Annotated in this window: 17 protein-coding genes; 6 read left to right on the forward strand and 11 right to left on the reverse strand. The window is 75.8% G+C overall.

What is annotated here, in order from left to right; translation table 11 throughout:
• Position 1: 1 nt before the first annotated feature.
• From AB0K43_RS13220 to AB0K43_RS13245, 6 genes are all read right to left on the reverse strand, one after another.
• Positions 2–1,003, reverse strand: a complete 1,002-nt coding sequence (locus AB0K43_RS13220) for a lantibiotic dehydratase C-terminal domain-containing protein (RefSeq protein ID WP_363638969.1) — start codon at positions 1,001–1,003, stop codon at positions 2–4.
• Between the two features lie 17 nt (positions 1,004–1,020).
• Positions 1,021–3,819, reverse strand: coding sequence for a lantibiotic dehydratase (locus AB0K43_RS13225; protein WP_363638971.1), 2,799 nt, complete (start codon positions 3,817–3,819; stop codon positions 1,021–1,023).
• Positions 3,819–5,522: a SagB/ThcOx family dehydrogenase gene (locus tag AB0K43_RS13230; protein WP_363638973.1), complete on the reverse strand. Its 1,704-nt coding sequence runs from the start codon at positions 5,520–5,522 to the stop codon at positions 3,819–3,821. The genes AB0K43_RS13225 and AB0K43_RS13230 overlap by 1 nt, the downstream gene beginning before the upstream one ends.
• Before the next feature lie 92 nt (positions 5,523–5,614).
• On the reverse strand, positions 5,615–7,657 hold the full coding sequence (locus tag AB0K43_RS13235; protein WP_363638975.1) for a TOMM precursor leader peptide-binding protein: 2,043 nt from the start codon (positions 7,655–7,657) through the stop codon (positions 5,615–5,617).
• A complete protein-coding gene (locus AB0K43_RS13240; protein WP_363638977.1) occupies positions 7,650–9,797 on the reverse strand; it encodes a hypothetical protein in 2,148 nt (715 codons plus the stop codon). The genes AB0K43_RS13235 and AB0K43_RS13240 overlap by 8 nt, the downstream gene beginning before the upstream one ends.
• Before the next feature lie 190 nt (positions 9,798–9,987).
• Positions 9,988–10,182 (reverse strand): thiomuracin/GE37468 family thiazolyl RiPP peptide, encoded by a 195-nt coding sequence (locus AB0K43_RS13245; protein ID WP_363638979.1) that lies wholly within the window; start codon positions 10,180–10,182, stop codon positions 9,988–9,990.
• A 373-nt stretch (positions 10,183–10,555) separates the two neighbouring features.
• Between AB0K43_RS13245 and AB0K43_RS13250 the strand changes: the two genes are divergently transcribed.
• The 4 genes from AB0K43_RS13250 (at position 10,556) to AB0K43_RS13265 (ending at position 15,570) form a co-directional block, all read left to right on the forward strand.
• A complete protein-coding gene (locus AB0K43_RS13250) occupies positions 10,556–11,467 on the forward strand; it encodes a cupin domain-containing protein (RefSeq protein WP_363638981.1) in 912 nt (303 codons plus the stop codon).
• A gap of 137 nt (positions 11,468–11,604) precedes the next feature.
• Complete coding sequence (locus tag AB0K43_RS13255) at positions 11,605–13,014, forward strand: hypothetical protein (protein ID WP_363638983.1); 1,410 nt, start codon at positions 11,605–11,607, stop codon at positions 13,012–13,014.
• Positions 13,015–13,072: 58 nt separating this feature from the next.
• Complete coding sequence (locus AB0K43_RS13260) at positions 13,073–14,326, forward strand: MoxR family ATPase (protein WP_363638985.1); 1,254 nt, start codon at positions 13,073–13,075, stop codon at positions 14,324–14,326.
• Entirely contained in the window at positions 14,323–15,570 is a 1,248-nt protein-coding gene (locus AB0K43_RS13265; protein ID WP_363638987.1) for a VWA-like domain-containing protein, read from the forward strand. The genes AB0K43_RS13260 and AB0K43_RS13265 overlap by 4 nt, the downstream gene beginning before the upstream one ends.
• A 50-nt stretch (positions 15,571–15,620) precedes the next feature.
• Here the strand turns inward: AB0K43_RS13265 and AB0K43_RS13270 are convergent, their stop codons facing one another.
• A complete protein-coding gene (locus tag AB0K43_RS13270) occupies positions 15,621–16,052 on the reverse strand; it encodes an RICIN domain-containing protein (protein ID WP_363638989.1) in 432 nt (143 codons plus the stop codon).
• A gap of 211 nt (positions 16,053–16,263) precedes the next feature.
• Positions 16,264–17,691, reverse strand: a complete 1,428-nt coding sequence (locus AB0K43_RS13275; RefSeq protein ID WP_363638991.1) for a hypothetical protein — start codon at positions 17,689–17,691, stop codon at positions 16,264–16,266.
• A gap of 275 nt (positions 17,692–17,966) precedes the next feature.
• Here AB0K43_RS13275 and AB0K43_RS13280 point away from each other — a divergent pair, with 275 nt between their 5' ends.
• Both AB0K43_RS13280 and AB0K43_RS13285 read left to right on the forward strand, forming a co-directional pair.
• Complete coding sequence (locus AB0K43_RS13280; protein WP_363638993.1) at positions 17,967–18,230, forward strand: hypothetical protein; 264 nt, start codon at positions 17,967–17,969, stop codon at positions 18,228–18,230.
• Between the two features lie 105 nt (positions 18,231–18,335).
• Positions 18,336–19,256, forward strand: coding sequence for a formylglycine-generating enzyme family protein (locus AB0K43_RS13285; protein ID WP_363638995.1), 921 nt, complete (start codon positions 18,336–18,338; stop codon positions 19,254–19,256).
• Between the two features lie 37 nt (positions 19,257–19,293).
• Here AB0K43_RS13285 and AB0K43_RS13290 read toward each other — a convergent pair whose 3' ends face one another.
• From AB0K43_RS13290 to AB0K43_RS13300, 3 genes are all read right to left on the reverse strand, one after another.
• The gene (locus AB0K43_RS13290) at positions 19,294–21,651 is read right to left on the reverse strand and encodes an arylsulfatase (protein ID WP_363638997.1); all 2,358 of its coding nucleotides are present in this window, start codon (positions 21,649–21,651) and stop codon (positions 19,294–19,296) included.
• A gap of 103 nt (positions 21,652–21,754) precedes the next feature.
• Positions 21,755–22,525 (reverse strand): sigma-70 family RNA polymerase sigma factor, encoded by a 771-nt coding sequence (locus tag AB0K43_RS13295; protein WP_363638999.1) that lies wholly within the window; start codon positions 22,523–22,525, stop codon positions 21,755–21,757.
• A 106-nt stretch (positions 22,526–22,631) separates the two neighbouring features.
• A complete protein-coding gene (locus AB0K43_RS13300) occupies positions 22,632–24,317 on the reverse strand; it encodes an NPCBM/NEW2 domain-containing protein (protein WP_363639001.1) in 1,686 nt (561 codons plus the stop codon).
• Between the last annotated feature and the right edge of the window lie 357 nt (positions 24,318–24,674).

Consider the following 24,674-nt stretch of genomic DNA (forward strand, 5'->3'; position numbering starts at 1 on the left):
GTCAGGCTCCTTGGGTGAGGCCGTCGAGGGTCAGGGCGGCGATGTGGCGCAGCCGGGCCTCCTGCGCCACGGTGACGCCGAGCCGGTTGAGGTGGAGGTGCAGGCAGCGGAACAGGGCGCGGTCGACCGGGAATCGGCCGGCCGGGGTGCTCGCGGTCGGGGTGCTCGCGGTCGGGGTGCTCGCGGCCGGGGCGCCGGTGCCGGGCGCCGGTGCGAACCGCCCGTCGGCCATCAGCTCGGTGAGTCCGGTGCGCAGGAAGCGGACGCCGTCGTGCCAGAGCGCCAGCGGCGCCGCCGCCGGATCGTGCGACGCGCGGGGGGCGACCGGGCCCGGGTCGCCGGCCGCGCCGCCCGCGCCCAATCCGATGGCCGTGGCCTCCAGTTCCGGGCGCAGCCGCCGGTGGGTCGCCTCGGCCTCCGCCCGGTCGAACGCGGCGGGACCGCCGCCCCCGGGGACACCGCGCACCAGACGCCCGGCGGTGCCCTCGGCCAGGGCGGCCAGCAGCGAGATCGTCATGGCCAGCGCGGCGCCCTGTCGCCCGGAGCCCGGCCGGGCCAGCGTCGCCAGCGCCACCCGGGTGGAGAGATCGAAGTGGCTCTCCACCAGGGTCAGCGCCGCGCCGACGCCGAACGAGGCGTGCTCGGGCGGGTACGGTACGAACCGGATGGTGTCCGCCGGGTGGATCCGGCTGTCGTACGCGTGGTGGCCCTCGAACTCGGCGATGGTGCGCGCCACCTGCCGGTAGGCGTCGGGATCGATCCGCCGGGTGGACGGCCGCTCGCGGAGGTAGCCGCCGAGCGCGTCGACGAGCCGGTCGCGGACCTGGTCGGCCCGGCCGGGTGCGCTGAGCAGCCGCACCCGCAGGTGCGGGCCGCCCTCCCAGTAGCGCAGGTAGAAGAAGCCGCGGACCAGCCCCTCGGCGCGCAGCGAGTCGGCCAGCGGTGCGACGGCCTCCAGCAGGATCCGGTCGTGGTCGTCGTGCCGGTGGACGTGCGCGCTCACCCACTGACGGTGTGTCGTCACCGTGTCCCGCCTTCCTCGCACCGTTCGGTCAGCTCCAGCACGATCTCGGTGACCCGCGCGGACGCCGGGTCCGCGGCGCCGAGCAGGGCGGGGGAGGGCCAGGCCTCCTCCAGCACCACCAGGTCGTCGGCGGCGCCGAGCGCGCGGTCGAAGGAGTCGAGCAGCAGCGGGCTGGAGAAGTCCAGGTAGAACGGCTTGCGGCTCTTCTGCATGGGGTTGGCCCGGTCGGCGCCCAGGTTGCGCGGCAGGACCCGGGCGAAGCACTGCCGCGGCAGCCCGTGCTCGGCCCGCCAGCGGGCGATCCGCAGCAGGTGGGCGGCGGGCGGGTCGGCGGGCGCGGGCCTGGGCACGTCCTCGCCGCTGAAGAGCCAGCAGGCGCGCTGCACGGTGACGTGCGGCAGGGCCAGCCGCGGCAGGTGGATCCCGTGCGGCCGGGCGGCGTCGGGGTGTGCGGGTGCCAGCGGGTTCTGCTTGGCGAAGGAGACCAGCGCGCTCTCGCCGAACGCCAGCAGCAGCCGCATCACCGGTGGCAGCAGCGTCGGCGCCATCAGGCCGAGGTGCACGGGAAGCACCGCGAAGCCGCGGGCCGCACTGCGCATGACCACGCTGTCCGGGCTGCCGTCGTGGCGTACCAGGAGGTCGGCGAGCGGGATGCTCGCCTCCGGCGGGCGGTCGCCGGCGGTCGCCGGATAGTCGATCGCGAAGGACGTGGCGGGGTGGCGCAGGCTGCCGCTGTGGCCGAAGGCCGCGCGGACCTCGACGGGTACCGCCGCCCCGTCCCCGGCGGGCGGCGCGGTGGCCCCGGGGCCGGCGCCGCGGCCCGCGTCGGCGAGCTGGCGGTGGACCCGGTTGGCGGCCCTGCCCCACCCGGTGGCCAGCATGTTGACCACCAGGTGCGGCGCGCCCCCGATCTCGCCGGGCTGCCCGTAGACCGACACGGACCGCGGCGCCCGGACGAACGCGGGCCACCCGGCGATCATCCGCTCCAACCGGGCCGGGTCCGGCCGCACCACGCCGTCGTCCCCGGGCGGGGCCTCGTGGAGCTCGGCCAGGGTGCGCCGCCGGACCTGCTCCAGCTCGCGCACCTGGGCCACCGGGCTGTCGGCCAGGCCGCTCGGGCCGGGGTCGGCGAGCAGCGCGACCGCGTGCCGTGCGAGCAGGCGCAGGCGCAGGTGCTCCGGCGCGGGCGATCCGCGGTCCGCCTCGGGGCTGCCCGCCTCGGGGCCGCCCGGCTCGGTGTCCCCGGGCCGGGCGGCGTCGGCGAACAGGTCGCGGCAGAGCAGGACGAACGGAACGGACTCGCCCGCCGGGTAGCGCGCGGTCAGGTAGGCCCGTACGGCCAGCCGGGCCGCCAGCCCCAGGTCGAACAGGGCCATGAAGCGGCGCAGCAGGTCGAGTTCGTCCAGGACCGGACCCCACTGCCGGACGTCGGCGGTCGCCGCCCGGCCTGCCGACAGGACGTTGTGGAAGAAGGCGTCCGTCAGCGGGACCGGCACCGCGGCCGGGGCCAGCGAGTCGGCCAGGTCCTTCAACTGCCGGTAGGCACCGGCCCGCAGCGCCGTCTGGACGGCGGGCCGCCGGGCTTCGCCGTACTCGGCCAGCGTGTCGGACAGCCCGCTCAGCGCCCGCCAGGTCCGCTCGTCCGCGTCGGGGCACTGCCGGGCCCAGGAGGTCAACGCGCCCAGGTGGTCGGGGTGTTGATCGGTGAGCGGGGTGGGGGTCTGCAGGACGCCGGCTTCCAGGAGGCGTTCCAGGAACGCCCGCACGCTGGCCGGGTCGCCGTCGCCGTCGCCGGGCCCCGCGCCGAGCGCGGTCAGCCGCTCCCGCAGGCCGGCCAGGGTGAGCGGCTCCTGGCGGACCAGGTCGAGGCACCTGCGGACGGCGGGGGTGAGCGGCAGCTCGACGACGCTCTCCTGACGCAGCCCGCGGCCGACGGCGAGTACGGTGCGCCCGATCGCCAGCGCGCTCGGGTTGACCCGTACCGGCAGCAGGTCCCGGTTGGCCGGGCGCCCGAGCAGGACGCCCGCGACCGCGGACAGCGTCCACAGGTTCAGCTCGGCGACCTCGACCCGCGGGCTCCCGCCGGCGCTCTCGAAGGCGGGGCCGCCGGGCACGAGGCGGCCCAGACCGCAGCCGGTGAAGGTGCTGTACGGGCTGGTCTTGGCGGCAGCGCGGGTCAGGTACCTGGTGAGCGCGCCGGTCAGCTTCCGCGGCGGCACGCTGCTCCCGGGGCCGGCCAGCCAGGCTTCCAGGGCCCGTGCCACCGACGGGCTCGCGTGCGCGACGCCGCGCCGGAAGTCGGTGTCCGCGCAGGCGGTGAGCATCCGCCGGACCTCCTCCCCGGCCTCGGCGGCCACCAGGGCGTCGAGTGCCGCCAGTTGCTCGCGGCCGCGCCGCGCCAGCGCGCTCCAGGCCGTGACGAGCCCGGCCACCGCCGGGGGGATCCGGTCGCCGAGCCGGCCGAGGAGGGTGGCCGCGGCGGTCGCGTCGCCGCGGTGGACGGCGCGGCGCAGCGCGACGGCGAGCGGCTTGGCAGGCGTCCCGGCCAGTGCGCCGATCACGGTGTGGAGGGCGTCACCGGCCGCGTCGGCCGCGGCCTCGGCCTCGGCCCCGCACGTCAGGTGGTCGCGGAGGGCGCCCGGGGTGGTGCGGAGGCCGAAGGTGTTCAGGACGGCGGCGGGCAGCCCCGCGATCCGTACGGCGAAGTCCTCGGTGACGCGGTGTCCGGGGAGCGCGGTGCCCGGCCGGGGCGCCGCCGCCGTGGCGGTGGTCGCGGTGGCGGTGGTGGTCGTCATCAGAAGCTGACCCTCATGCGGTAGGTGCGGCCGGGCGGGCAGGGGGCCACGGCGATCTGGAACACCGGATCGCGTCGGGGCCCGTCCAGCCGGAGGAAGGAGCGGATCGCGTCCGGGTCGAAGGCGTTCACGATCCGGACCGCGAGCCCGGCAGCGGCTCCGGCCGTGCTCAACCGGTGGGCCACCAGGCCCGCCTCGTGGCTGAGCAGGCGCAGGCCGTTCTCGCCGTGCTGCCGGAGCATCGCCGACAGGTCACCGACCAGGTAGCAGAGCAGCGCCGACGAGGCGAAGTTGACCTGCTGCCCGGTGGCGAGCGGCCCGCGCAGGGCCGGCCCCACCGGCTGGTGGTGGATCCGACTCAGCGCGTGTTCCCGCGGGAGCAGGCGAAAGGCGCCGGTCGGCAGTCCGGCGACCCGGTTGGCCAGCACGTAGCAGTCCAGGTCGGGGCGGGCGAGGCCGGGGCGCAGATCGCTCCGGTAGGGCGCGAGCAGGTGGGCCAGCAGCCGCCCGACGACCTCGGCCGACACGGGGGCTCCGGTCGGGCTGAAGGCGTACGGTCCGGAGGTCCGGCGGGCGAGCACGTCGACCAGATCGGGCCAGGGGGTGTCGTCGGCCGGCAGCGGCACGGTGGCCTCCTGACGGGGGGCGGTGGCCGGTGCCGGGACGGGGGCCGGGAGCGGGGCCGGGGCCCGGAGGTCGGCCGCCACCGCCGCCCGGTCCATCTCGACCAGACGCGCGCACAGGGTCCGGTCCAGGCGTGGCGCGGCCCCGGGGGCGGAGCCGGAACCGGTGCGCGGGCCGAGCTCGGGGAGCGGCTCGGCCACCGGCGGTACGAGCGCGGGGCCGGGCCGCCCGCCCAGCACGACGGCCGCCATCGGCGTCTCCTCGTCCGGTGCCAGGCGCAGGGCGGTGCGCAGCCGGTCCGCGGCGATCCGGTAGCGCACCTCGGCCCGCAGGCCGAGGACGGCGGCGGTCTGCAGCAGGCTGCCCGCGGTGATGCCGACCTCCTGGGTGCACAGGCGGTAGGCGTAGTCGCGGTAGTGGAAGGCGGTGCGCCACCAGTGGGCGGTCAGCAGCAGGACCGCGTCCGCGCCGTCGACGGCGATCCCGGCGGCGGCGGACAGTTCGGCCGCGGTGAGGCCGGGGCGGACCTCCGCCAGCACGTGGTGCGCCGGGTCGTAGTGGTACAGGCCGGTCGGGAGGCCGTCCGTGCCCGGCGTCCACAGGTAGAGCTCGACCGGGTAGAAGCACCGGGCGGAGGCCACCGCCCGGTGGTGCGGCCAGCGCACGTCGGGCCCCAGGTCGTGCCGGACCAGCCCGTAGCCGTACCGCAGCAGCTCGGACAGCTCGCGGCTGCCGATCCCGGTCGCGGAGTCGGTACCGGCCCCGTCGCCCGGACCGTGATCCGGTGGACCGTGATCCGGTGGGGCGAGGGCTGTGCGGGCGTCCCCCACCGCGGAGCGGACCCCGCCCGGCAGCGGCCTGCGCACCGCGCCGGGCCTGAGGGTGAACGGCGCGGGCTGGTCCCGCTGCCCCTCCGTCCCCTGCCCGTGCGGCCAGACGGCGGCGGGGTCTCCCGGGAGGATCTCGACCGTCAGCTCCCAGTACCGCTCGGCGACCAGGGACGGCGTCGCTCGGCTCGGGTCGCGGTCCGTGGCGCAGCCGGCCGCGGGGCCCGTGCTCCAGGGGACGGGATCGGACATCGGACGGCCTTTCGACGAGGGGAGCCGGCCACCGGGGCGGCCTGGACCGGTGCCTGGACCGGTGCCGGTACCGGTGCCGGCACCGGCACCGGTCAGGGGAACGGGTGGGGGTGCGGGTTGAGGTCGGTGTCCGCCAGCGGCTGCGACGCGTACCCCAGCAGTGCCGGCACCGACCGGACCCGGGGCAGGCCGTGGACGCGCCGGTTCGCGTGTCCGAAGGTCATCGGCAGCAGGCCGGGCACGATCACCTTCGCGCAGTGGAACCCGCCCAGGCGCTGCTCGGGGGTGGTCTGGTCGACCGCGATCACGTCGAGCCCGGTGCCGAGGTAGCGCCCGGCCCAGTGGTCCAGCTCCGCGCGCAGGTCCGAGCCGGGGGTGCGGCGGGCCGCGCCGCCGAAGGCCTCCGCGATCGGGCGTGCCTCCTGGTCCCCGTCCAGGAACGCGAAGCGGGACCAGGCGTCGGGGTGGGTGGCCTGCAGCGCGTGGTCGGGCATCGCCCGGACCAGCGAGGGGTCGGCGACCATCGCCGCGGCCCGTTCGCGGTCCTGCGCGAAGCCCGCGCTCTGCCAGGCCACCCCCGGTGCGAGTTCCAGCAGCGCGGCGGCCAGGGCGCGTTCGGGGTCGGGGTGCGCCCCGGCCGCGCACATCACCCTGGCCCGCTCGGGCGAGGGGGTGGCGTCGACGGCCATCACCCACACCGAGGGCAGGCCGTGCTCCAGCGTCGTGTCGAAAGCCCGTACCCGGTAGCCGAGTTGGTGTTCGATGCGCTCGGCGAGCAGGGGCAGCGTACGGTCCCGCGCGCCGGCGAGGTCGACCCGGGGGACGGCCATCCTGGCGTACCAGGTCATCAGGAAGGCGTCCCGCTCGGCGAGTTCGAACAGGCCGTGCAGGATGGCCTCCTCCAGGCTGCCGCCGAGCGCGCACCCGTTGGACACCTCGTGCACGAAGGGCCGGCGCGCCGGATCGCCGTGGTGCACGCCGTAGTAGGCGTACGACTCGGGCACCAGGACGGGGGCGGCACGGGCGAAGGAGTAGCCCCACACCCAGTCGAGTTCGAGGTCGTCGTGGTAGCGGCGGTACGGCCGCTCCGGGCCGCCGGCCACGGGGTCCGGGTGCAGGCCGAAGGACGGCGGGTGCACGGCGGTGGCCGCGAGCTCCCGGTGGCTGCCGCGGACGACGGTGCGGCGGCTGCTCGGCCGGAATCCCGCGTAGCGCTCCAGGGCTTCGAGGACGGCGGTGGTGCGCGCCGAGCGGTAGTCCAGGGTACGGCCGTAGCCGTTCTCGGCGTGCGCGCCGGCCCTCGGCCCCATCGGTGCGGCGACCAGCGGCACGGGTTGCTCCCGCATCCGCAGCATGCCGCTGACCAGCCCGGCGGTGTCGTCGACGTAGCGCCGCGCGATCTCCTCCTCGCTGCCGTCCAGGGACCGGGTGCGGTAGCTGCCGGGGCGGTGGGCGCTCACCGGCCGGACGGGCAGGACCGCCGCGTCGGCGGTGTCGGCGGGCAGCTCCCCGCAGTGCGGGCACAGCGGCTCGGGCAGGAAGCGGTGGCGGCGGACGGCCAGGTCCCGCAGCCGCACCGTGGTGAGTTCCGCCGCCCCGGCCCGGTCGGTGTCCACCGGTCGGCCGGCGGGCAGCAGCGCTTCGGCCACCACCGCCGCGACCTGATCGGCCCCCAGGCTGCTCAGCCGGACGGCGGCCGCGGCGCCCTGCGAGCCGGCCGGCCCCGGCTGCGCCGCGCCGCGCCGGAGCGTGGCGCAGGTGTCGCAGCCGGCGATGCCCGCCCGTACCAGCGGGCCGACGACGATCCGGTCCCACTCGACGGTGACCGGCAGCCAGGCCGGACCGGCGCCGAGCGCGGCCGCCTGCTGCTGGGCGCGGGAGCCGTCGTCACCGGCGCTGTAGATCCGTACGACGGTGCCGCGGTGTTCGGCCTCGGCCGCCGCCGGGGCCGGCGTGGCTCCGTCCGGCGTGGCTCCGTCCGACTGCCGGACCGTGGCCCCGGCGGCGACCAGGGCGGCGGCGACCGCCTCGGCGAGCACGCCGCGGCCGACGACGGTGACCGGGGCCGGCGGCCGGGCGGCTGCGGGACGCGCTGCGGCAGGCCCGGTCCCGGTGCGGGTGGCGAGGTCAGACATCGGCGATCACCACCCGGACGGTGCAGGGCAGGACGGCGGCGGCGACCGGGTCGTGGTCCAGCGGAACGGCCAGCGGCACGCGTCCCGCGGCGGCGAGCGCCGTCGTGAGGTCCCACCGGGCCGAGAGGTCGAGGACGCCGATCGGGGCACCCGGCGCGGGCGTGGCGACCTCCGGCTCCGGCCCGTACTCGGCGCCCGAGGAGCGGAGTTGGTGCGTGCGGAGGACCTGTTCGAGCACCGTCCGCAGGGCCCGCGCCGGGCGCGCGGCGGCCGCGGCCGCGACGACGGGGCCGTGCTCCGACAGCGCGCCCAGATACACGGGGGCGGCGAGCGGCCCCGAGACCTCCCAGACGCACACCGGCACCTGTGCCAGGCGCAGCAGCCGCAGCAGTCGTCGCCCCTGCGGGTCCGGGGTGACCTGCTCCAGGTCGACCCTGGTGGGGACGGCTCCGGCAGCGCGGGCCCGCTCCAGGGCCTCGGGGACGTAGGCGTCCGCGACGCCCGCCTCCAGCGCGCCGATCCAGCTCCGCCCCGAGGCGAGTCCGCGCGGTCTGCGGTAGGCGGAGCCGGGCGGCGGCCACTGCCACGGCGTCTCGTCCGCGCTCAGCAGGCGCGGTTCGCCCCGCAGGACGTCCCAGGCCCAGACGCCCGCGCGGGCGGGCCGGGCGCGCCCGGCCCGTGACCCCCCTGCGCCACGCGGGCTCGCCGACACGGCGCAGGCCATCAGGTCCGCGTACACCTCCAGGGCGGCGCGGGCCGCGCCGGCGCGGGCCGTCGGCAGGTCGAAGCCGCTGCCCACGACCGTCGGCCTGGTCCGGGTGGTGCCCAGCAGTGGGGCGACCGGATCGGCCACGACGGCGGTGCAGAGGTGGAGCGGGAGTTGGAGCAGTGCCTGCTCGTCGAGGTCGGCGGCGATGCCGGTCCTCGGGTCGAAGAGTGCGGCGGCGCCCTGCGAGAACTCCTCGGGGTCGAGCTCGGGGCCGAGGGCCAGCGCCCGGACCCGGTCGGCCAGCGCGGCCCGGCTCCTCGTCGCGCCGGTCGCCCCGGTCGTCCTGGTCGCGCCGGTCGCCCGCCGCCCCGTCCTGGGCCCGGCCGGTGAGGTCGCGCGGGACCGTAGCGGGTGGGGGTCGAAGGTGTGGGTGCGGGTCTGCAGCGTCTTCAGGTCGAGCACGGTCAACTCGCCCTTGCCGGTGTCCTGGTGCACCCCGGTGAGGGCGGCGAAGGAGGCGAAGACCAGGTGGTTCGCGGCCACCGGGACGGCCGGCCCGGTGAGCCATTCGGACTCGGCCGGTGCGCTCGCCGATCCGGTGGCCGGGAGGGTGGCGCGCCCGGTGGCCGGGGCCCGCCGGACCCGGGCGGTGCTCCGGCCGTCCTGGTCGCCCAGCCGCAGCCAGCCGTCCTCCCAGCGGGCCGGGGAGGAGGAGGGCGCGGAGATCCAGGCCTCGTCGTCGAGCAGGCACAGGTGCCCGACCGCCGTCCCGCCCGCGTGGCAGGCGCGGTCCACCGCCCGGATCACCGCGTCCCGGGTGTGGTCGCCGACCGTCAGCACCAGCTGGTGGCCCTCGATGAGTCCGGTGGGGTCGGCGGGAGCGGAGACCACGGACAGCGGTCCGTCGACGTCGTGCCCGACGATCTCCGCGTACCGCCGGGCCAACGCCTCGCGGTCCGTCGGCGGTTCGGCGGTGACGGCGAGGTCCACCGCGCGCAGCCCGGTCCGCCAGGCCGCCACGGCGGCCGCCTCCAGCAGCGGGCCCGCGCCGAGCAGCAGCGTCCGCAGCCCGCGGTAGGACTCGAAGCGCGCGGCGGCGGAGTCGCGGTAGGCGTCGATGAAGGAGATCTCCGGTGCGAAGCGCCGCAGCTCCTCGTCGGTGAGCCCGTGCGGGCGGTCGGCCGCGCAGTCCTTGATGAATCCCGTCCGTTCGAGACTGCCGATCAGGTCGCGCAGGAACCGGCCGCGGTCCTCGCTCACCCCGGCGGTGAGTTCGGCCAGGGTGCGGCTCCCGTCGAGCAGGCGCGACAACCGCTCGACCCAGTCGTACAGGGCCGGGCCGCGCAGATCGAGCGGGCCGCGCTCGTTGCGCAGGTGTACGCCGTCCGCTGTCGGGGCGATGAACACATCGTCTCGGAACTTGGGTTTCACTGTGATCCCATCGGCTAGCACGCGGTGACAGGTCTCCTGGCGGCCCGTCACCTGAATTCGCGGATGGCACGGCCGGCCCCTTCGAGGACCGGCCGCGGCACCCGTTCACGCGATCACTGCATCGACGCCCGGTGGGCGGTGGACCACGCCGGCCGGCGCCCTCCGCCCACCGGGCAGATCCGTCGAGGGATCAGATCGAGGAGCAGTGGCAGGAGCAGCAGGAGCAGGTGCAGGAGCTGCACGCGCAGCTGTGCGACGCGCTGCCCTCGATCATGCCGTGGCCGGTGGTGACGCCCTCCAGGCCGCCGAACCCGGCGCTGTCGGCACCGAGGTCCACGTTGCCGATCGGCAGGTCTTCCAGGTCGAACGACAGGGTCTCGTTCATGACGCCTCCAAAGGCGTGAGGGGATGGGTTGACGTCCTGATCAGGGATCTGACCGGCACCGGGCCCCGGATCGGGCGACCGGATGCCGTCGGCTCAGTCTCAAGGCGCCCGATCACCGGCGGCAACGGCCCGCGACCGAGAGGGCACCGCAAGAAACCCCGGCCGCCCACCGAGAGGACCCGCCCGTGCGGGCCACCTCACGGTCGGTCATCACCGCTGGTCGGGGCGGTCTCGGCGGCCGCCTCGCGGCCGGGGCGACCGAGAGTCTCGGTACGGATTCCTCGCCCGCGCCCACCGCCGCCTGGCATCGTGACGGCTGCCGCCGCGCGGCACCACCGGCCACCCGCCCACCACATGCCCGAGGGAGAAGACGATGGCCCTGGAAGAGCTCCACCGCTGGGTGGGCGACGGTGACGAGTTCACCGCCCGCCACTGGCGGCAGGCCCCGGCCGTGCTCCGGCCCGAGCCCGCACCCGTCAGCCCGATGACCCTCGCGGACGTCGACGCGGCGCTGGCCGGCGGGCTGCTGCGGACGCCCCACGTGGAGATGGCCCGCGCCGAGCAGCCGATCCCGGTCGAGGCCTACACCGCCGTCCGCACCGTCAACGGCCTCACCACCCCCGGCTTCGCCGACCCGGGGAAGATCCGCGCACTGCTCGACCAGGGCGCGACGCTGCTGCTCCGCAACACCGAGCAGTGGCACCGCGCCACGGCCGAACTGGTGGGGCGGATCGCGCGGGACACCGAGCGGCAGGTCGAGGCCTTCGTCTTCGTCACGCCGCCCGGCGCCCAGGGGCTGCCGCTGCACCGCGACGACGCCGACGTGCTGCTGCTGCAGATCGCCGGCAGCAAGCGGTGGAGCGTGCACGGCGGCCCGGACGGCGGCGGTTGGGCGCCCGGCCCTGCGGCGCAGAGCGGGCCGGCCCTGCTGGAGACCACGCTGAGGCAGGGCCAGGTGCTGTACATCCCACGAGGGTTCGCCCACGCGGCGGTCGGCGACGAAGGGCTCTCCTGTCATCTCTCCCTGACCATCCGCGAGGTCGGCTCCCAGCAGCTCTACCGCACGCTCCAGCACCTGCTCCTGGACGGGCTCACCCTGCCGGCCCGCCCGCTGACCGAGGCTGATCTGCTCGACAACTCCGCCCGGCTGCTCGCACACTTCGCCACCCGCCTGGACGCCATCGACCCCCGGCACCTGCTCACCGCCGCCCGCCGGCACCAGCACCGGCCCGCCGATCCGACGACCGCCCCGGGCCTGGTCGCCCTGGCCGCCGCCCTGGAGTGAGGCCCTGGGGCGAGGCCTTGTCGTTGCGGCCCGGACGGAAATGCTCGGCGGGCCGCGGCGGCCCGGGCTATGCTCCCCGCGATGACCACTCAATCCGTCGACAGATCGGGGGTCCCGTCCGCGCAAGGTGAGTGCTGATGCTCACTTCCACCGCGAACGGGGATTCCCGCCATTCCTTCTGGCTGCGCGTGCGCGAGTTCGCCGTGCCGCCCTCCGTGATCGAGACCGCGTCCGCCCGTCGCCGTACGGGGGACTGGGCCGGGGCCTGCGCCGCTGCGGGGTTCGACGTCGATCTCGACCTGCGTGCCGCGGCGCGGACCCATGGCCGGGATCTCGCCGCACAGGTCCGGGCCGATCTACGGCACCTGGCTCCCGACCTGCTGCGCTGGCACTTCCCGAGGATCGCCCCCGACGGCCTGCTGCGGCCGGGGCTGACCCTCACGCTGGCGCGCTACGACGGCGCCGGGCGCGACGGGGTGAGCCCCGTGCACCTGGTGGTGCGGACCGCGCCCGCCTGGGCGGACGCCGGTCAGCGGATCGGCCTCGCACTGTGGGACGCGTCCCGGGGCGAGCCCGGCGGCCGCCGGCAACCCCATCCCCGGCCCCGCCCCGACCGGCGGTTCCGCCTCGACCTGCACCGCCACCTGTGGGATGCGCGCAGGGCCGATGAGCTGAGGAGCCGGACCGGAGCCGACCGGCCGCCGCCCGACGGACGACCCACGACGCACCCGGGTCCATCGGGAGCGCTCCCGTCCGGACGCTGCTGCGCCGTCGACCGGTGGGCGGCCGAGGCGGAGATCCTGCTGCACGCCGAGGGGCGGGCCGCCGGGGTGGTCGGCGTACGGCTCGGTGGGCGGCGCCGGCTGCTGCTGGAGCTCGCCGCGGGCCCGGACGGCCCCGGACGGCCAGCACTGCGGTTCGCGCAGGCGCCCGCCGATGGCGCTGCCCGCGCGCTGCCGGTGCTGCCCGATGCGGCGACCTGGGTGCTGCCGGACCTGGAACTGCTCCGCGCCGGTGCGATCGAGGTCGACCGGCTGCATCCGCTGGTGGCCGCGGCGCTGGTACCGGGTCGCCCGGCCGCCCGGCCGTTCCGACCTCCCGACCGGGCGGGGCAGCCGCGCTCGGTGGAGTGCCGGGGGGCGCAGCACCGGATCGGCCTGGTCGACGGCGTCCTGGCACCGCTCGACCACGACCCGGCCGAGATCCGGCGGGAGGAACTGCTGGTCGCGCTGACCGGCACACCGCTCCCGTGCCTGCAGGCCATCGACGAGGCGCACCGCCGCCCGGACTGCCTCGCCGGTGTCCGCGAGCGCCTGGACCACGGTGACACCGCCGGTGCGCTGGCCGTGGTGGAGGGGCTGCTCGGCCCCGACGCCGTGCTGCGCAGCGGCGCGCTGCGGGACGAGTTGGAGGCGGCCGCTCGGCAGCGGATCACCTACGGACTGTTCCGGGCAGGCCTGGTCGGTCCCGGACCGGCCCGAAGCCGAGCGGACCGCCGCGGCCGCGGTGAGCTCCGCTCCCACCCGCGTCACGCGACGCCCCGCTGACCCTTCCGGGCGCCGTCGCGCCCGGACCCCGTCTCCTCGACCCCACAGGTGATGAACCATGCCCGTACCCGTCCGCCCCGTTCCGACCTCCTCCACCCAACTCGCCGTGGCTGCCGACCTGTTGGCCCTGTTGCGCGACTCCACCACCGAACCCCGCCCCGACATCCGACTGGAGGCCCTCACTCTGGCGGTGGCGGCCGATCTGCCCGTGCTGCTGTGGGGGGAGCCGGGGATCGGCAAGACCGCGGCCCTGACCCAGCTCGCCACCGCCCTGGACCTCCCGCTGACCACGGTGATCGCCAGCGTGCACGAGCCGTCCGACTTCTCCGGACTCCCCGTCATCGGCGACGATCCCGCGGAGCAGGGAGTGCCGATGGCCCCGCCGGACTGGGCTGTGCGGCTGGTCCGGGCGGGCCGCGGGCTGCTGTTCCTCGACGAGCTGTCCACCGCCCCGCCGGCGGTGCAGGCCGCGTTGCTCCGCCTGGTGCTCGAGCGGCGCATCGGCTCCCTGCAACTGCCGCCCGGGGTAAGGATCGTGGCCGCCGCCAACCCGCGCTCCTCGGCGGCCGACGGCTGGGAGCTGAGCCCGCCGCTCGCCAACCGGTTCGTCCACCTCCGGTGGACCCACGACCACGAGGTGGTGGTCCGCGGTCTGGGTGGGATCTGGCCCCGGGCGACGCTTCCCAGGCTCGACCCGGAGCGGCTGCCGGCGGCCGTGGCCCTCGCCCGCCGTGCGGTGTGCGGGCTGCTCACCGTCCGGCCCGGGCTCGTCCACCGGCTGCCGTCCGGGGAGGCGCCCAGGGGCGGAGCCTGGCCGTCACCGCGCAGCTGGGAGATGACCCTGTGCCTGATCGCGTTCGCGACCGCGGTGGGCTCCTCCCGGGAGGTGCTCTCCCTGCTGGTCCGGGGCACCGTCGGGGACGGCCCCGGGCTGGAACTGCTCGCGAGCCTGGACCGGATGGACCTCCCCGATCCGGAGCTGCTGCTCGCCGACCCGGCGGCCGCCGAGCTGCCCGAGCGCGGGGACCTCCGGCAGGCCGTGCTGGACGGTGTGGTGGCCGCGGTCCGCAAGCGCCCGGAGAAGTCCCGCTGGGACGCGGCGTGGCGGCTGCTGGTCCGGGCGACGGAGACCGGAGCCCCGGATCTGGTGGTCGTGCCGGCGACCACCCTCGCCACGCTCCGCCGACCGGACTGGGACGTGCCGGTCGCGATCGAGCGGCTCGCCGGTGCGGTGGCGCTGTCCCGGCGGGCGGACCGGGCCGCGGACCGGGCGGCCGACCGGTCCGCGGGCGCGGCGAAGGCCGGCCGGTGATCCCGGAGCCGCCGAGGGCACTCGACCTCGACAAGCTGTTCGCCGCCCGGCTGTACGCCGCGCGGGTCCGGCCCTACCTGGCGACCGCGCTGTTCGCCCTGCACACCGTGGAGTCGCGGCTGGTCCCGACGATGGCCGTCGACCGGCACTGGAGGTGCTACGTCGCGCCGGCGTTCGTGGACCGTACACCGGTGGAGGAACTGGCCGGGGTCTGGGTGCACGAGGTGTCGCACCTGCTGCGCGACCACCACGGGCGCAGTGACCGGGTCGCCCGGGAGCGCGGGCTCACCGGGCCGGGGGAGCGGCTCCGGATGAACATCGCCGCGGACTGCGAGATCAACGACGATGCGTTCGGCGACGGGCTGGTCCGGCCCGAGGGCGCCGTCCAACCGCCGGCCCTGGGGCTGCCCGAGGGCGAGCTGATGGAGGACTACCTGCGCCGGTTCACGCTCGGGCCGCTCACCCAGGGCCTGGTCTGGCTGGACTGCGGCAGCGGCGCCGACGGACTGGACCGGGCGTGGGAGCTGGGACCGGACGGGGCGCACGGGCTCAGCGCGCAGGAACGGGACGCGGTCCGGTACCGGGTGGCGCAGGGCATCTCGGGCCGTCCGGGCACCGCCCCGGCGGGTTGGCGGCGGTGGGCCGAGCAGGCCTTCCACCCGCCGCAGCCGTGGCGGGAGTTGCTGGGGGCGGCGGTCCGCTCGGCGGCCTCCGGCGCCGGCGCGGGCGAGGACTACAGCTACGGCCGGCCGTCGCGGCGCTCGGCCGGGGTGCCCGGCGCCGTCCTGCCGAGTCTGCGCCGCAGACCGCCGCGGGTCGCGGTGGTGATCGACACCTCCGGGTCGGTCAGTGACGCCGAACTCGGCAGCGCGCTGCTCGAGGTCGCCGCCATCTCCCGCGCCGTCGGCGGCCGCCGGGACCAGGTGACCGTGCTGCCCTGCGACGCGGCGGCCCGGGTCGTGCACCCGCTCTGCCGCGCCGAGGGAATCCCGCTGCTGGGCGGCGGCGGTACGGATCTGCGGACGGGCTTCGCGAAGGCGCTCGCGACGCAGCCCCGACCGGACGTCATCGTGGTGCTGACCGACGGCCAAACACCCTGGCCGGCCCGGCGCCCGCCCTGCCGGACGGTGGTCGGGCTGTTCCCGCGGCAGCGGTCGGCGGCGTCGTGGGACGAGGACGACCCCGACCACGTGCCGGACTCCCCGCCCGGGTGGGCGCGCGTGGTCGACATCGGACCGGCCTGAACGCCTTCGCCGGCCCCGGCCGGGGGCTGGTCGCCCCCGGCCGGGCGCGGTCAGCCGCCGAGCACGAACTGCTGGTCGGTGGCTGCCACGTGCGGCTTCTGGACCAGGATCGCCTGCCGCCCGGCGCCGTTGACCTGCAGGTAGAGCCCGGTGCGGGCATTGCGCAGGTACACGGCCCCGGTGCCGTCGGCCTCGATCTGCAGGTTCTGCCGGGTGGCGCGGTTCTGCAGGCGGTAGTCGAGCTTGGCCGTGCCGAGCGCGGACGGCATCCACCACTGCTGGTGCGGGTCGCCCTCCCGGCACTCGCCCAGCGCCGCGGCGGTGGTCGCGACCTTGGCGGGCGTCGGCACGGTGGGCGGGGCGGCCTGCCCGGGCATGGTCAGGCAGCTGCCGGTGCCGAGCAGTCGGAGGGTGAAGTAGCCGCCGCTGTCGATGGTCCGCCGCCAGGTCTGCGCGGCGCCCGGGGCACACGGCCGCTGCACGACGGAGCCGCCGTCGCCGCTGGTCAGACAGAGCCCGCCCGTCCGACCAGAGCGGTGTCGACCGGCGCGGCGGGCCGGTCCTTGCGCAGCCCCAGGAGACCTCGGCCCGCCCGACGACGCCGACCGCGTCACCGGACCGCCCCCGACCGACGCGGAGCTCGCGGCCGGCGCCTGCGACCCGAGACCTGGGAGATGAGTCGTCGGGCGGCGCTCAGCGGAACGAGAAGGTCCCCGCCTCCAGGCAGAGCCCGGCGCCTGGACAGCGGGCGCTCAGGTAGACGGTGTGCACGCCGCTGGTGGGCCGGAGACCGACCTCCTGACCGCCGGGGCCGGCCTCGGCGACCGGGGCTGAGCCCGGATCGTCCAGCCTGAGCAGCACCTTCGGGGCCGCTGTGCCGCGCGCGTCGAAACGGACCGTGGCCCGGGTCTTGGAAGCGGCGCCGAAGTCGACGTTGTCGAACCGGAGCCAGCCGACGGCGCCCAGCGCGCGGGTGTCCGCCTCGGCGGCCTCGGTCGCGTGCTCCGCCGTGTAGTCGGCCGCCCGGATCGGCTCGGTGGCCGGGGTCAGTGCCACCCGGGTCGCGGCGGCCGCAGGCGCCGCGCCGTCACCGGGACGGCCGGCGGCCGCGTGGTCCGGGACCGGCGCCCCGACCGTCCCGGACGCGCGGCCAGCGCTACCGCTCGACGGGCCGCCGAGCCCGTACGCCGCCGCGGACACCAGGACGGCGGCCGAGCCGACGGCGAGGCCGGTGCGGAGCAGTTGGGCGGCCGACGAGCCGTCGGTGGCACGACGGGAGCCCATGTCGCGCAGGAGGAAGGCGGGTGGGGCCGTCGGGCGCGGGAGGTTCGCCCGCCGCCGGTGGCCGTGCCCGTCCCACCAGCCGAGCAGCATCGCCGGCAGCTGGCCGCGCAGCCGGCCCCGGAGGTCGGCCAGGTCCGCCTCGGCGTCCCGGCAGAACCCGCACCGCGCGAGGTGGCTCACCGCGACCCGGGGCAGGGACCCCGGCCCGGTGTGCTCGGCCAGGACGTGCGCGGTCGCCGCGCAGGCGGGGTGGGGCTCCACGGCCCGCCGGTGGAGTTCGGTGTAGCCGGTGCGCAGCCCGGCGAGGGCGCGGGCGACCAGCCGTCTGGTGTCCTTGCGCCGCAGTCCGACGATCCGCGCGAGGTGATCGGTCTCCTCCTGCTCCACCACCGCGTGCCACAGGGCGGTCTGCCACTGTCCGGGGAGGAGCCGGCAGGCTTCGGTCAGTCGCGCGTGCCCGTCCAGTGGCCAGGCGCCGCCGGTGGTCGCCCACTGCCGGAAGCCGTCGGTGAGCACGGCGGCGCCGCGCGGCTCCCGCAGGAGCCGGACGGCGGACGTCCGGGCGGTGGTGAACAGGTGGACCCGCCAGACCGGTTGCCCCGGCGGGTCGTGGCGGGCGAGGCGGTACTGCTCGGCGAAGGTCTGCTCGGTCAGCCGGTCGGCGACCGCGTCGTCGGCGACGCAGGTGCCGAGGTAGGCCCGGACGGACTGCCAGTGCCGGTCCATCAGCGGGCGGAACGCGGCCGGGTGGCCGTCCCGGACCTCGCGCAGCAGCCTGAGGTCGGGGGCGGCGGGCAGGAGCCGGGGCATCGGGAACGGGAACGGGTCGTGGCGCATCACAGTGGAGTCCCTCGGGCGGCGGGGGCTGACGGGATTTCGGGCGGCGGGCCCGGTGGGCGGCCGCCGGGCCGCTCTCGGATGGAGAGGGCCGGTTCGCGCCGACATCCCGCGGCTTTGCCGAGACTTTGCCCGGCGGCCCCGACCGGTGCGGGTGCGGCGCGCCCGGCAGGGCCGGGCGTGGGGGCAGCCACGGTCGGTAGCGGATGAGGGTGGGCGGCTTCGGTGCGAGGATGGAGGATGCCAGGTCGACCGGGTGTGACGCAGGAGGAGACATGGCGACGCATGATGGTGTGCAGCGGATTCCCGAGGACCTGCACGGGGCGATGGCGGAGGTCCAGGCGGCGTACGACCGGCTGATGGCCGCGGAGCACCCGGACCCTCAGCTGCTGCTCGATCTCCAGCGGCGGAACGTCGAACTTCATGCCGCGGCCGAGCGGGCCCGGGTGGCGGAGCCGCACGGGCGGGCCGAGCGCATCCACAGCCGGTGCGAGGGCGCCACCCGCGGCGCCCGGTGGATCATCCAGCACGCGGGCTGACCGCGGGCGGTGCCGGGGGCCGTTCCGGTGTTTCGCCGCCGATCCGGGCGCTGCGGTGGGCAGGGTGGTGGCAGGCCCCCGTACCCCAGCCAGAGAGCCACCGGCATGAAGCACGAGAGCGAATCCGACTGCTGCGCGCCCGGCCGCCCGGCCGGGGAGGCCCGTACCCCACCGCCGGGCGCCGCAGCGCCCCCGGCCGCCCCCGGACCGGGGCCGGGCGTCCGGCTTGCGGGCGGGGAGTTCAGCATGGGCAGCGCCGATGCGCTCGCCTACCCCGCCGACGGGGAGGGCCCGGTGCGGCGGGTGGAGGTCGGCCCGTTCACGATCGACGCGCACTGCGTGAGCAACGCCCGCTTCCGCGCCTTCGTCGAGGCGACCGGCCACCTCACCGACGCCGAACGCTACGGGGCCTCCTTCGTGTTCGGCGGGCTGCTGCCCGAGGACTTCCCGCCGACCCGCGCGGTGGCCGCGGCCCCGTGGTGGCGTGAGGTGCTCGGCGCCGACTGGCGGCACCCCGAGGGGCCGCGGTCCGGCCTGGCGGGGCGGGAGGACCACCCGGTGGTGCACGTCTCCTGGCGGGACGCGGCCGCGTACTGCGCCTGGGCCGGGCGCCGGCTGCCCACCGAGGCGCAGTGGGAGTACGCGGCCCGCGGCGGACTGGAGCAGCAGCCCTTCCCCTGGGGCACGGAGCTGCGACCCGGCGGCCGCCACCGGATGAACGTGTGGAACGGGACGTTCCCCGACCGCAACACCCGCGAGGACGGCTACCTGGGCACCTGCCCGGTGGACGCCTTCGAGCCCAACGGCTACGGCCTGTACAACATGACCGGCAACGTGTGGGAGTGGACGGCCGACCCGTTCGAGCCCGGCCCGCCTGCCGCCGGTGCCGCGCGGGCCCTGCGCGGCGGTTCCTACCTCTGCCACGCCTCGTACTGCCGCCGCTACCGGGTCTCCGCGCGGATGGCCAACACCCCCGAATCCTCCACCGGCAACATCGGGTTCCGCGTGGTCGCGGCGGCCCCGTGACGGCGGCCCCGTGACGGCACGGGGCCGCCGCGCGCGGTCACTCGCGGGACAGCATCGCCGCGGCCTCGCGCTCGAGGTCGATGTACGGCTCGCCGCTGACGTCGACGGCCACCCGGCGCAGGGTGCCGCCGGTGAAGGTCCAGGGGGAGGTACCCGGGTAGTCCTCGGTGACGGCCTCACCGAGGTCGCGCCCGGCGTTCAGGCCCTCGCCGCCGACCCCGAACTTGCCGGGCTGGGTCCTGATCCGGCCCTCGCCGACCTTCCGGTCGCCGTGGTAGAGGCTCAGGGTGCCGCGGGCGGTGCCGGGCGGGTCCTCGCCGTCCTTGTCGAAGGAGGCGGCCAGCAGCAGCTTGGTGCCGGTCGGCAGGTCCTCGGTCGCGCTGACCAACTGCAGGTCGCTGCCCAGGTAGTTGTAGACGTAGTGCAGCCGGTTGTCCTTGACGTACAGGGCGTGTCCGCCGAACCGGCCGCCGTGCGCGAACAGCACGCCGGAGGCGCCGGGCCCCGGCAGGTCGACCACGGCCCCGATCGAGTAGGAGCGGTTGCGGATGCTGACCGCCACCGACTCCGGCACCTCCGCTCCGCCCGGGCGGTACAGGTAGCGGTTGCGCGGCGGGGAGAGCTGGGGGCGCGGGGTGGTGAGGATCTCCACGGCGGACCGGTCGTCGAGCGGGAACGCCTGGTTGGCGCCCGCCTCGTGGAACCACAGCCCGACCAGCTCCGCCAGCCTGACCGGCTCCTGCTCGGCGAGGTCGTTCAGTTCGGCCCGGTCGGTCTCGGTGTGGTAGAGCTCCCAGGTGTCCTCCGGGTAGCGGCCCCAGCCGCTGATCGCCGGGTGGGTGGTGACCGCCTTCCAGCCGTCGTGCCAGATGCCGCGGGTGCCGAGCATCGAGTAGAACTGGGTGTGCTTGGCGGTGGGGATGGTCGCGGCGTCGAAGCTGTAGCGCATGCTGACGCCCTGGAGCGGGTGCTGGGTGTAGCCCTTGACCGTCTCCGGGAGCTCGATGCCGAGGCAGTCCAGCAGGGTGGGGACCACGTCGATCGCGTGGTGGTACTGGTCGCGGACCTCGCCCCGGGCCGCGATGCCGGCCGGCCAGGAGATGACGCACGGGTCGCAGGTGCCGCCGTTGAAGGAGTACCGCTTCCACATCTTGAACGGGGCGTTGAAGGCCATCGCCCACCCGTTCGGGTAGTGGTTGTAGGTCTTCGTCCCGCCCAGCTCGTCCAGCATCGCCAGGTTCTCGGCCAGGTCGTCGGCCACGCCGTTGAAGAGCTTGTTCTCGTTCACCGAGCCGTTCGGCCCGCCCTCGCCGCTGGCGCCGTTGTCGGAGACCACGACGATGATCGTGTTGTCGAGCTGCTCGATCTCCTCCAGGTACTCCAGCAGCCGGCCGATCTGGTCGTCGCAGTGCGACACGAACCCGGCGTAGACCTCGGCCATCCGGCAGAACAGGCGCTGCTCGTCGGCGGAGAGGCTCGCCCAGGGCCGGGTGTAGTCCAGCGGCGGGAACGGCTCGCCGTTCGGCCCGGTGCGCGTCTCGGGCGTGCCGATCGGGTTCACCGGCGGCAGCTCGGTGTCCCGCGGCACCAGCCCGAGTTCCTTCTGCCGGGCCAGGGTCCGCTCCCGCATCACCTCGTAGCCCTCGTCGAACCGGCCCCGGTAGCGGTCGCTCCACTCCCGGGGCACCTGGTGCGGGGCGTGCGCGCAGCCCGGCGCGTAGTACAGGAACACCGGCCGTTCCGGGGCGATCGCCTTCACGTCGTCGAGGAAGGTGAGCGCCTTGTCGGTGATGTCCACGCCGAAGTGGTAGCCCTCCTCGGGCGTGGCCGGCTGCTGCACCGGATGGTTGTCGTGCACCAGGTCCGGGTACCACTGGCTGGTCTCCGCCCCCAGGAAGCCGTAGAACCGCTCGAAGCCGCGGGCGACCGGCCAGTTGTGCTTGGTCGACGCCAGGTTCATCTCGTCCTCGGCGCACAGGTGCCACTTGCCGACCAGGCCGGTGCTGAAGCCCCGCTCCACCAGGATCTCGGCCAGCGTCGCGCACTGCGGCGGGATGTGGCCGTTCGCCCCCGGGAAGCCGACCGCGGCCTCGCTGATGCAGGCCATGCCGTTGGTGGTGTGGTTGCGGCCGGTGAGCAGGCAGGATCGGGTCGGGGAGCACAGCGCGGTGGTGTGCCACTGGCCGTAGCGCAGCCCCGTCGCGGCGATCCGGTCGATGTTGGGCGTGTCGATCGGGCCGCCGTAGCAGCCCAGCGCACCGAAGCCCACGTCGTCGAGCACGATGTACAGCACGTTCGGGGAGCCCGGCGGCGCCTTCGGCTGCTCGTACGGCCCCCAGTCCGGGACGGAGTCCCGGATGTCCAGATTGACCACACCTCGGAACGGCTGCGCCATGATCCGTCTCCCTGTACGAGCTGCACGAGCAGGACAGTCCTCCCTCCAGCTGACCACCACCGGACGAGGTGCGCGACGCGAGAGCGGGCGGGGCTCCGGGGCGTCAGGACGTCCGGCTCAGCGAGAGCGGCAGGTCCAGGTCGGCGGTCAGCACCTCCACCGGCAGCAGGTCCCCGTGGTTGCCGGAGCAGGGCGCGCAGGAGCGGACGTGCCGGGCGGTGCGCTTGCGCCACAGCGGGGTGAGGGCGCCGTCCCAGCCGGCGGTGGTGGCCGCGAGGCCGGTGCAGCCGGGGGAGGCGGCCAGCGCGCGGACCACGGCGCGGCTGGCGGTGAGCCGGGTCTTCAGCCGCTGGATCCGTACCCCGACGTGGCAGGGCGAGATCTGCATCAGCTGGGCGAGCTCGGGCCGGCGCAGCTCGCCCTGGCTCTCCAGCCGCCACAGGGTCAGCAGCCTGCGGTCGTCCTCGTCCAACCACCGGCTGGCCTCGGTCAGTTCGCGATGGGCGTCGAGCAGCCCGAGGCGCAGGATGGTGAGGTCGACGAAGTCGGCGGCCGGATCCGGCAGATGGTCGTCGGGCTCCACCGGGGCCACCGCCTGCTGCTGGCTGCTCCAGCGGCGGCGGACCTCGTTCAGGGCCACCGCGACCAGCCACGAGCGGAAGGAGCGCGGCTCGCGGAGGGTGCCGAGCCGGGTGACGACCCGGACCATGGTCTCCTGGACCACGTCGTCCACGTCCCCGTGGCCGTCCATCTCCCGGCCGACCACCTTGTAGACCAGCGGGAGGAACGCCGCGGTGATCCGGTCGAGCGCCGCCGGGTCACCGGTCTGAGCGGCCGTGACATCCGCCACCGTGGCTTCCCGTTCGGTTTTCATGCGCAGCTCTTCTCAGTCGTTCCTGCCGCACGCCGGCCCGGCGGCGGGGTGCCCGTTGCTGCGGGCCGTGCCCGGGTGGTGCCGGGTACGGCCCGCGGGGTGGGGGTCAGCTGCAGGTGAGTTGGGGGTTGGCCCAGTCGGCGTGGTCGTAGTCGATGTTGTCGCCGCCGTTGGTGACGACGAGGCGCAGTTGCTTGCCGCCGGTGAGGTCGGCGGTGAGCTGCTTGGCGGGGGAGGCGCCGGTGAGGGTGCCGCTGTCGGCGACCTTGGTGGTGTCGCGGTAGATCTCGAAGCCGACGGAGCCGTTGCCGTGGGTCTCGTCGTCGAGGCCGACGTCGACCGTGAGCCTGGTGCAGGCGCCGGCGAGGTCGTAGGTGATGGTGCTGGGGGCGTGGGCGCCGATGCCCTTGGGGTAGGTGGTGCCGCGGATGGTGAGCGGGTGGCCGTCGCCGGTGGCCTGTTCGCCGTTGCTGCTGTTCTTCTCGGCGGGGCCCCAGCCGCTGGTGGCGGCGCTCCAGGTGCGGTCGGTGAGCGGGGTGGTGCGGCCGGGCGGGGTGGTGGGGGGCACCGGCTTGGTGGGCGTGGGGGTCGGGGTCGGGGTCGGGGTGGGCGGGACGGGGGTGGGATCGGCGGTGTCGGTGGTGGGCAGGGTCCACTTCTGGTCGGCGCCGCCGGTGCAGTCCTTGGTGGCGGTGGTGCCGTCGGCGATGGCGGTGAGGCACAGGCCGCTCTGGTTGTTCTTGAAGGTCTTGGCGGTGGGGTCGTAGGTCCAGCGCTTGGCGGGGTCGCTGACCTTGCCCTGGCTGTTGCTGTCGCCCTGGCAGGCGGCGACGGCGGTGCTGGGGCCGCCTGCGGTGAGGCAGTTGTCGGACCGCAGGCGCAGGGTCTGGTCGGTGGCGTACACCCAGGCGCGGTCGGCGGCGGTGGTGTTGCAGTCGGACAGGGCGGCCTTGCCGCCGCCGGGTGCGCGCAGGCACTTCTGGTCGTTGCGGACCGCGCCGCGGGCGCTGTTGCCGATCGCGGTGCGCTGGACGGAACCCTGGGCGGTGGTGTCGACCTTGGCGGCCGCGCCGCAGGTGGTGTTGACGTGGGAGCCGGAGGTCTTGGCGGTGACGGTGCCGCCGTTGCCGGTGGGGGCTGCGAAGGCGACGGTGGCGGCGGGCTGGTTGTAGCAGTTGGACGCGGACTGGCTCCACTCGAAGTACTCGGTCCAGTCGATCATGCCGCCGGGGCTGATGCCGGTGGCCGTCCGGCCGCCCTTGGCCGCCTTGATGGTGCCGACCTCGGTGCTGGTGGAGGTGGTGGCGTCGGTGACGGTGGCGGTGAACCAGCCGTCGCCCTTGGGGGCGAGGGCGAACTTGTAGCTGTGGCCGGCGGTCCAGTCCACGTGGGCCTGGCAGTGCTGGCCCTCGCCCTCGCCGCCGAACGGTTCACAGGTGCTCTCGGGGCCCTTCTTGGCGTCGTCGGTGTCCCAGACCGAGAAGAGCAGGGTGCGCTTGCCGCCCCCGTTGCTCTGCATGCCGAAGTAGGCGCCCTGGCCGTTGTCGAAGCTGAACTGGTGGCTCCAGAAGATGTTCGCGGTGTAGCCCGGATCGGACTGCGGGGTGGTCGTCCAGACCACGTCCTTGAGGGAGCCGGTGCCGGCGGGGAAGGAGTAGTAGGTGTACGTGCCGGGTGTGGGGCCGGCCGCCGCCGAGGAGGCGAGCAGCGCGGCTCCACCGCCGGCCACCGCGAGGGCGGAGACCAGGCCGACGACGACGCGCCGGCGCTTCTTCAGACGGTGATGGGCCATGGAGCACACTCGATTTCTTCGTAGGGGACACCCGCGGTGTCCTGGGGGTCGGGCGGACCCTCGGGAGGCAGGCCCGAGGGTCCGCCCGGGAGGCGTACGGAGGCTGTCGGGGCCCCTCGTACGCCGACCGGGGAGCGGGACCTCCGGCGGCCTGTCACGACCGCGGCACTCCCCGAACCGGACCGGTGGCCATGGCCGTTGAACTCGGCCGATGGGCCGGGCCGGTGGACCGGTGCGACCGATCGTACGAGCGGCTCGGGGCCCCGTCCGTGGTGTTCAGAGCGGGCTAACAGTGCCCTAATGTTCCGCTTATTTCCGGCCCCGCCACCCCGGCCGGGCCCCGGCCACCGAGGTGTT

The organism is Kitasatospora sp. NPDC049258, assembly GCF_040678895.1.
Lineage (GTDB): Bacteria > Actinomycetota > Actinomycetes > Streptomycetales > Streptomycetaceae > Kitasatospora.

Coding starts and splice junctions, on each gene's coding strand:
- AB0K43_RS13225 (WP_363638971.1), bottom strand. CDS start 3,819: ATGACGACCACCACCGCCACCGCGACCACCGCCACGGCGGCGGCGCCC.
- AB0K43_RS13230 (WP_363638973.1), bottom strand. CDS start 5,522: ATGTCCGATCCCGTCCCCTGGAGCACGGGCCCCGCGGCCGGCTGCGCC.
- AB0K43_RS13235 (WP_363638975.1), bottom strand. CDS start 7,657: ATGTCTGACCTCGCCACCCGCACCGGGACCGGGCCTGCCGCAGCGCGT.
- AB0K43_RS13245 (WP_363638979.1), bottom strand. CDS start 10,182: ATGAACGAGACCCTGTCGTTCGACCTGGAAGACCTGCCGATCGGCAAC.
- AB0K43_RS13250 (WP_363638981.1), top strand. CDS start 10,556: ATGGCCCTGGAAGAGCTCCACCGCTGGGTGGGCGACGGTGACGAGTTC.
- AB0K43_RS13255 (WP_363638983.1), top strand. CDS start 11,605: ATGCTCACTTCCACCGCGAACGGGGATTCCCGCCATTCCTTCTGGCTG.
- AB0K43_RS13260 (WP_363638985.1), top strand. CDS start 13,073: ATGCCCGTACCCGTCCGCCCCGTTCCGACCTCCTCCACCCAACTCGCC.
- AB0K43_RS13275 (WP_363638991.1), bottom strand. CDS start 17,691: ATGCGCCACGACCCGTTCCCGTTCCCGATGCCCCGGCTCCTGCCCGCC.
- AB0K43_RS13280 (WP_363638993.1), top strand. CDS start 17,967: ATGGCGACGCATGATGGTGTGCAGCGGATTCCCGAGGACCTGCACGGG.
- AB0K43_RS13285 (WP_363638995.1), top strand. CDS start 18,336: ATGAAGCACGAGAGCGAATCCGACTGCTGCGCGCCCGGCCGCCCGGCC.
- AB0K43_RS13290 (WP_363638997.1), bottom strand. CDS start 21,651: ATGGCGCAGCCGTTCCGAGGTGTGGTCAATCTGGACATCCGGGACTCC.
- AB0K43_RS13295 (WP_363638999.1), bottom strand. CDS start 22,525: ATGAAAACCGAACGGGAAGCCACGGTGGCGGATGTCACGGCCGCTCAG.
- AB0K43_RS13300 (WP_363639001.1), bottom strand. CDS start 24,317: ATGGCCCATCACCGTCTGAAGAAGCGCCGGCGCGTCGTCGTCGGCCTG.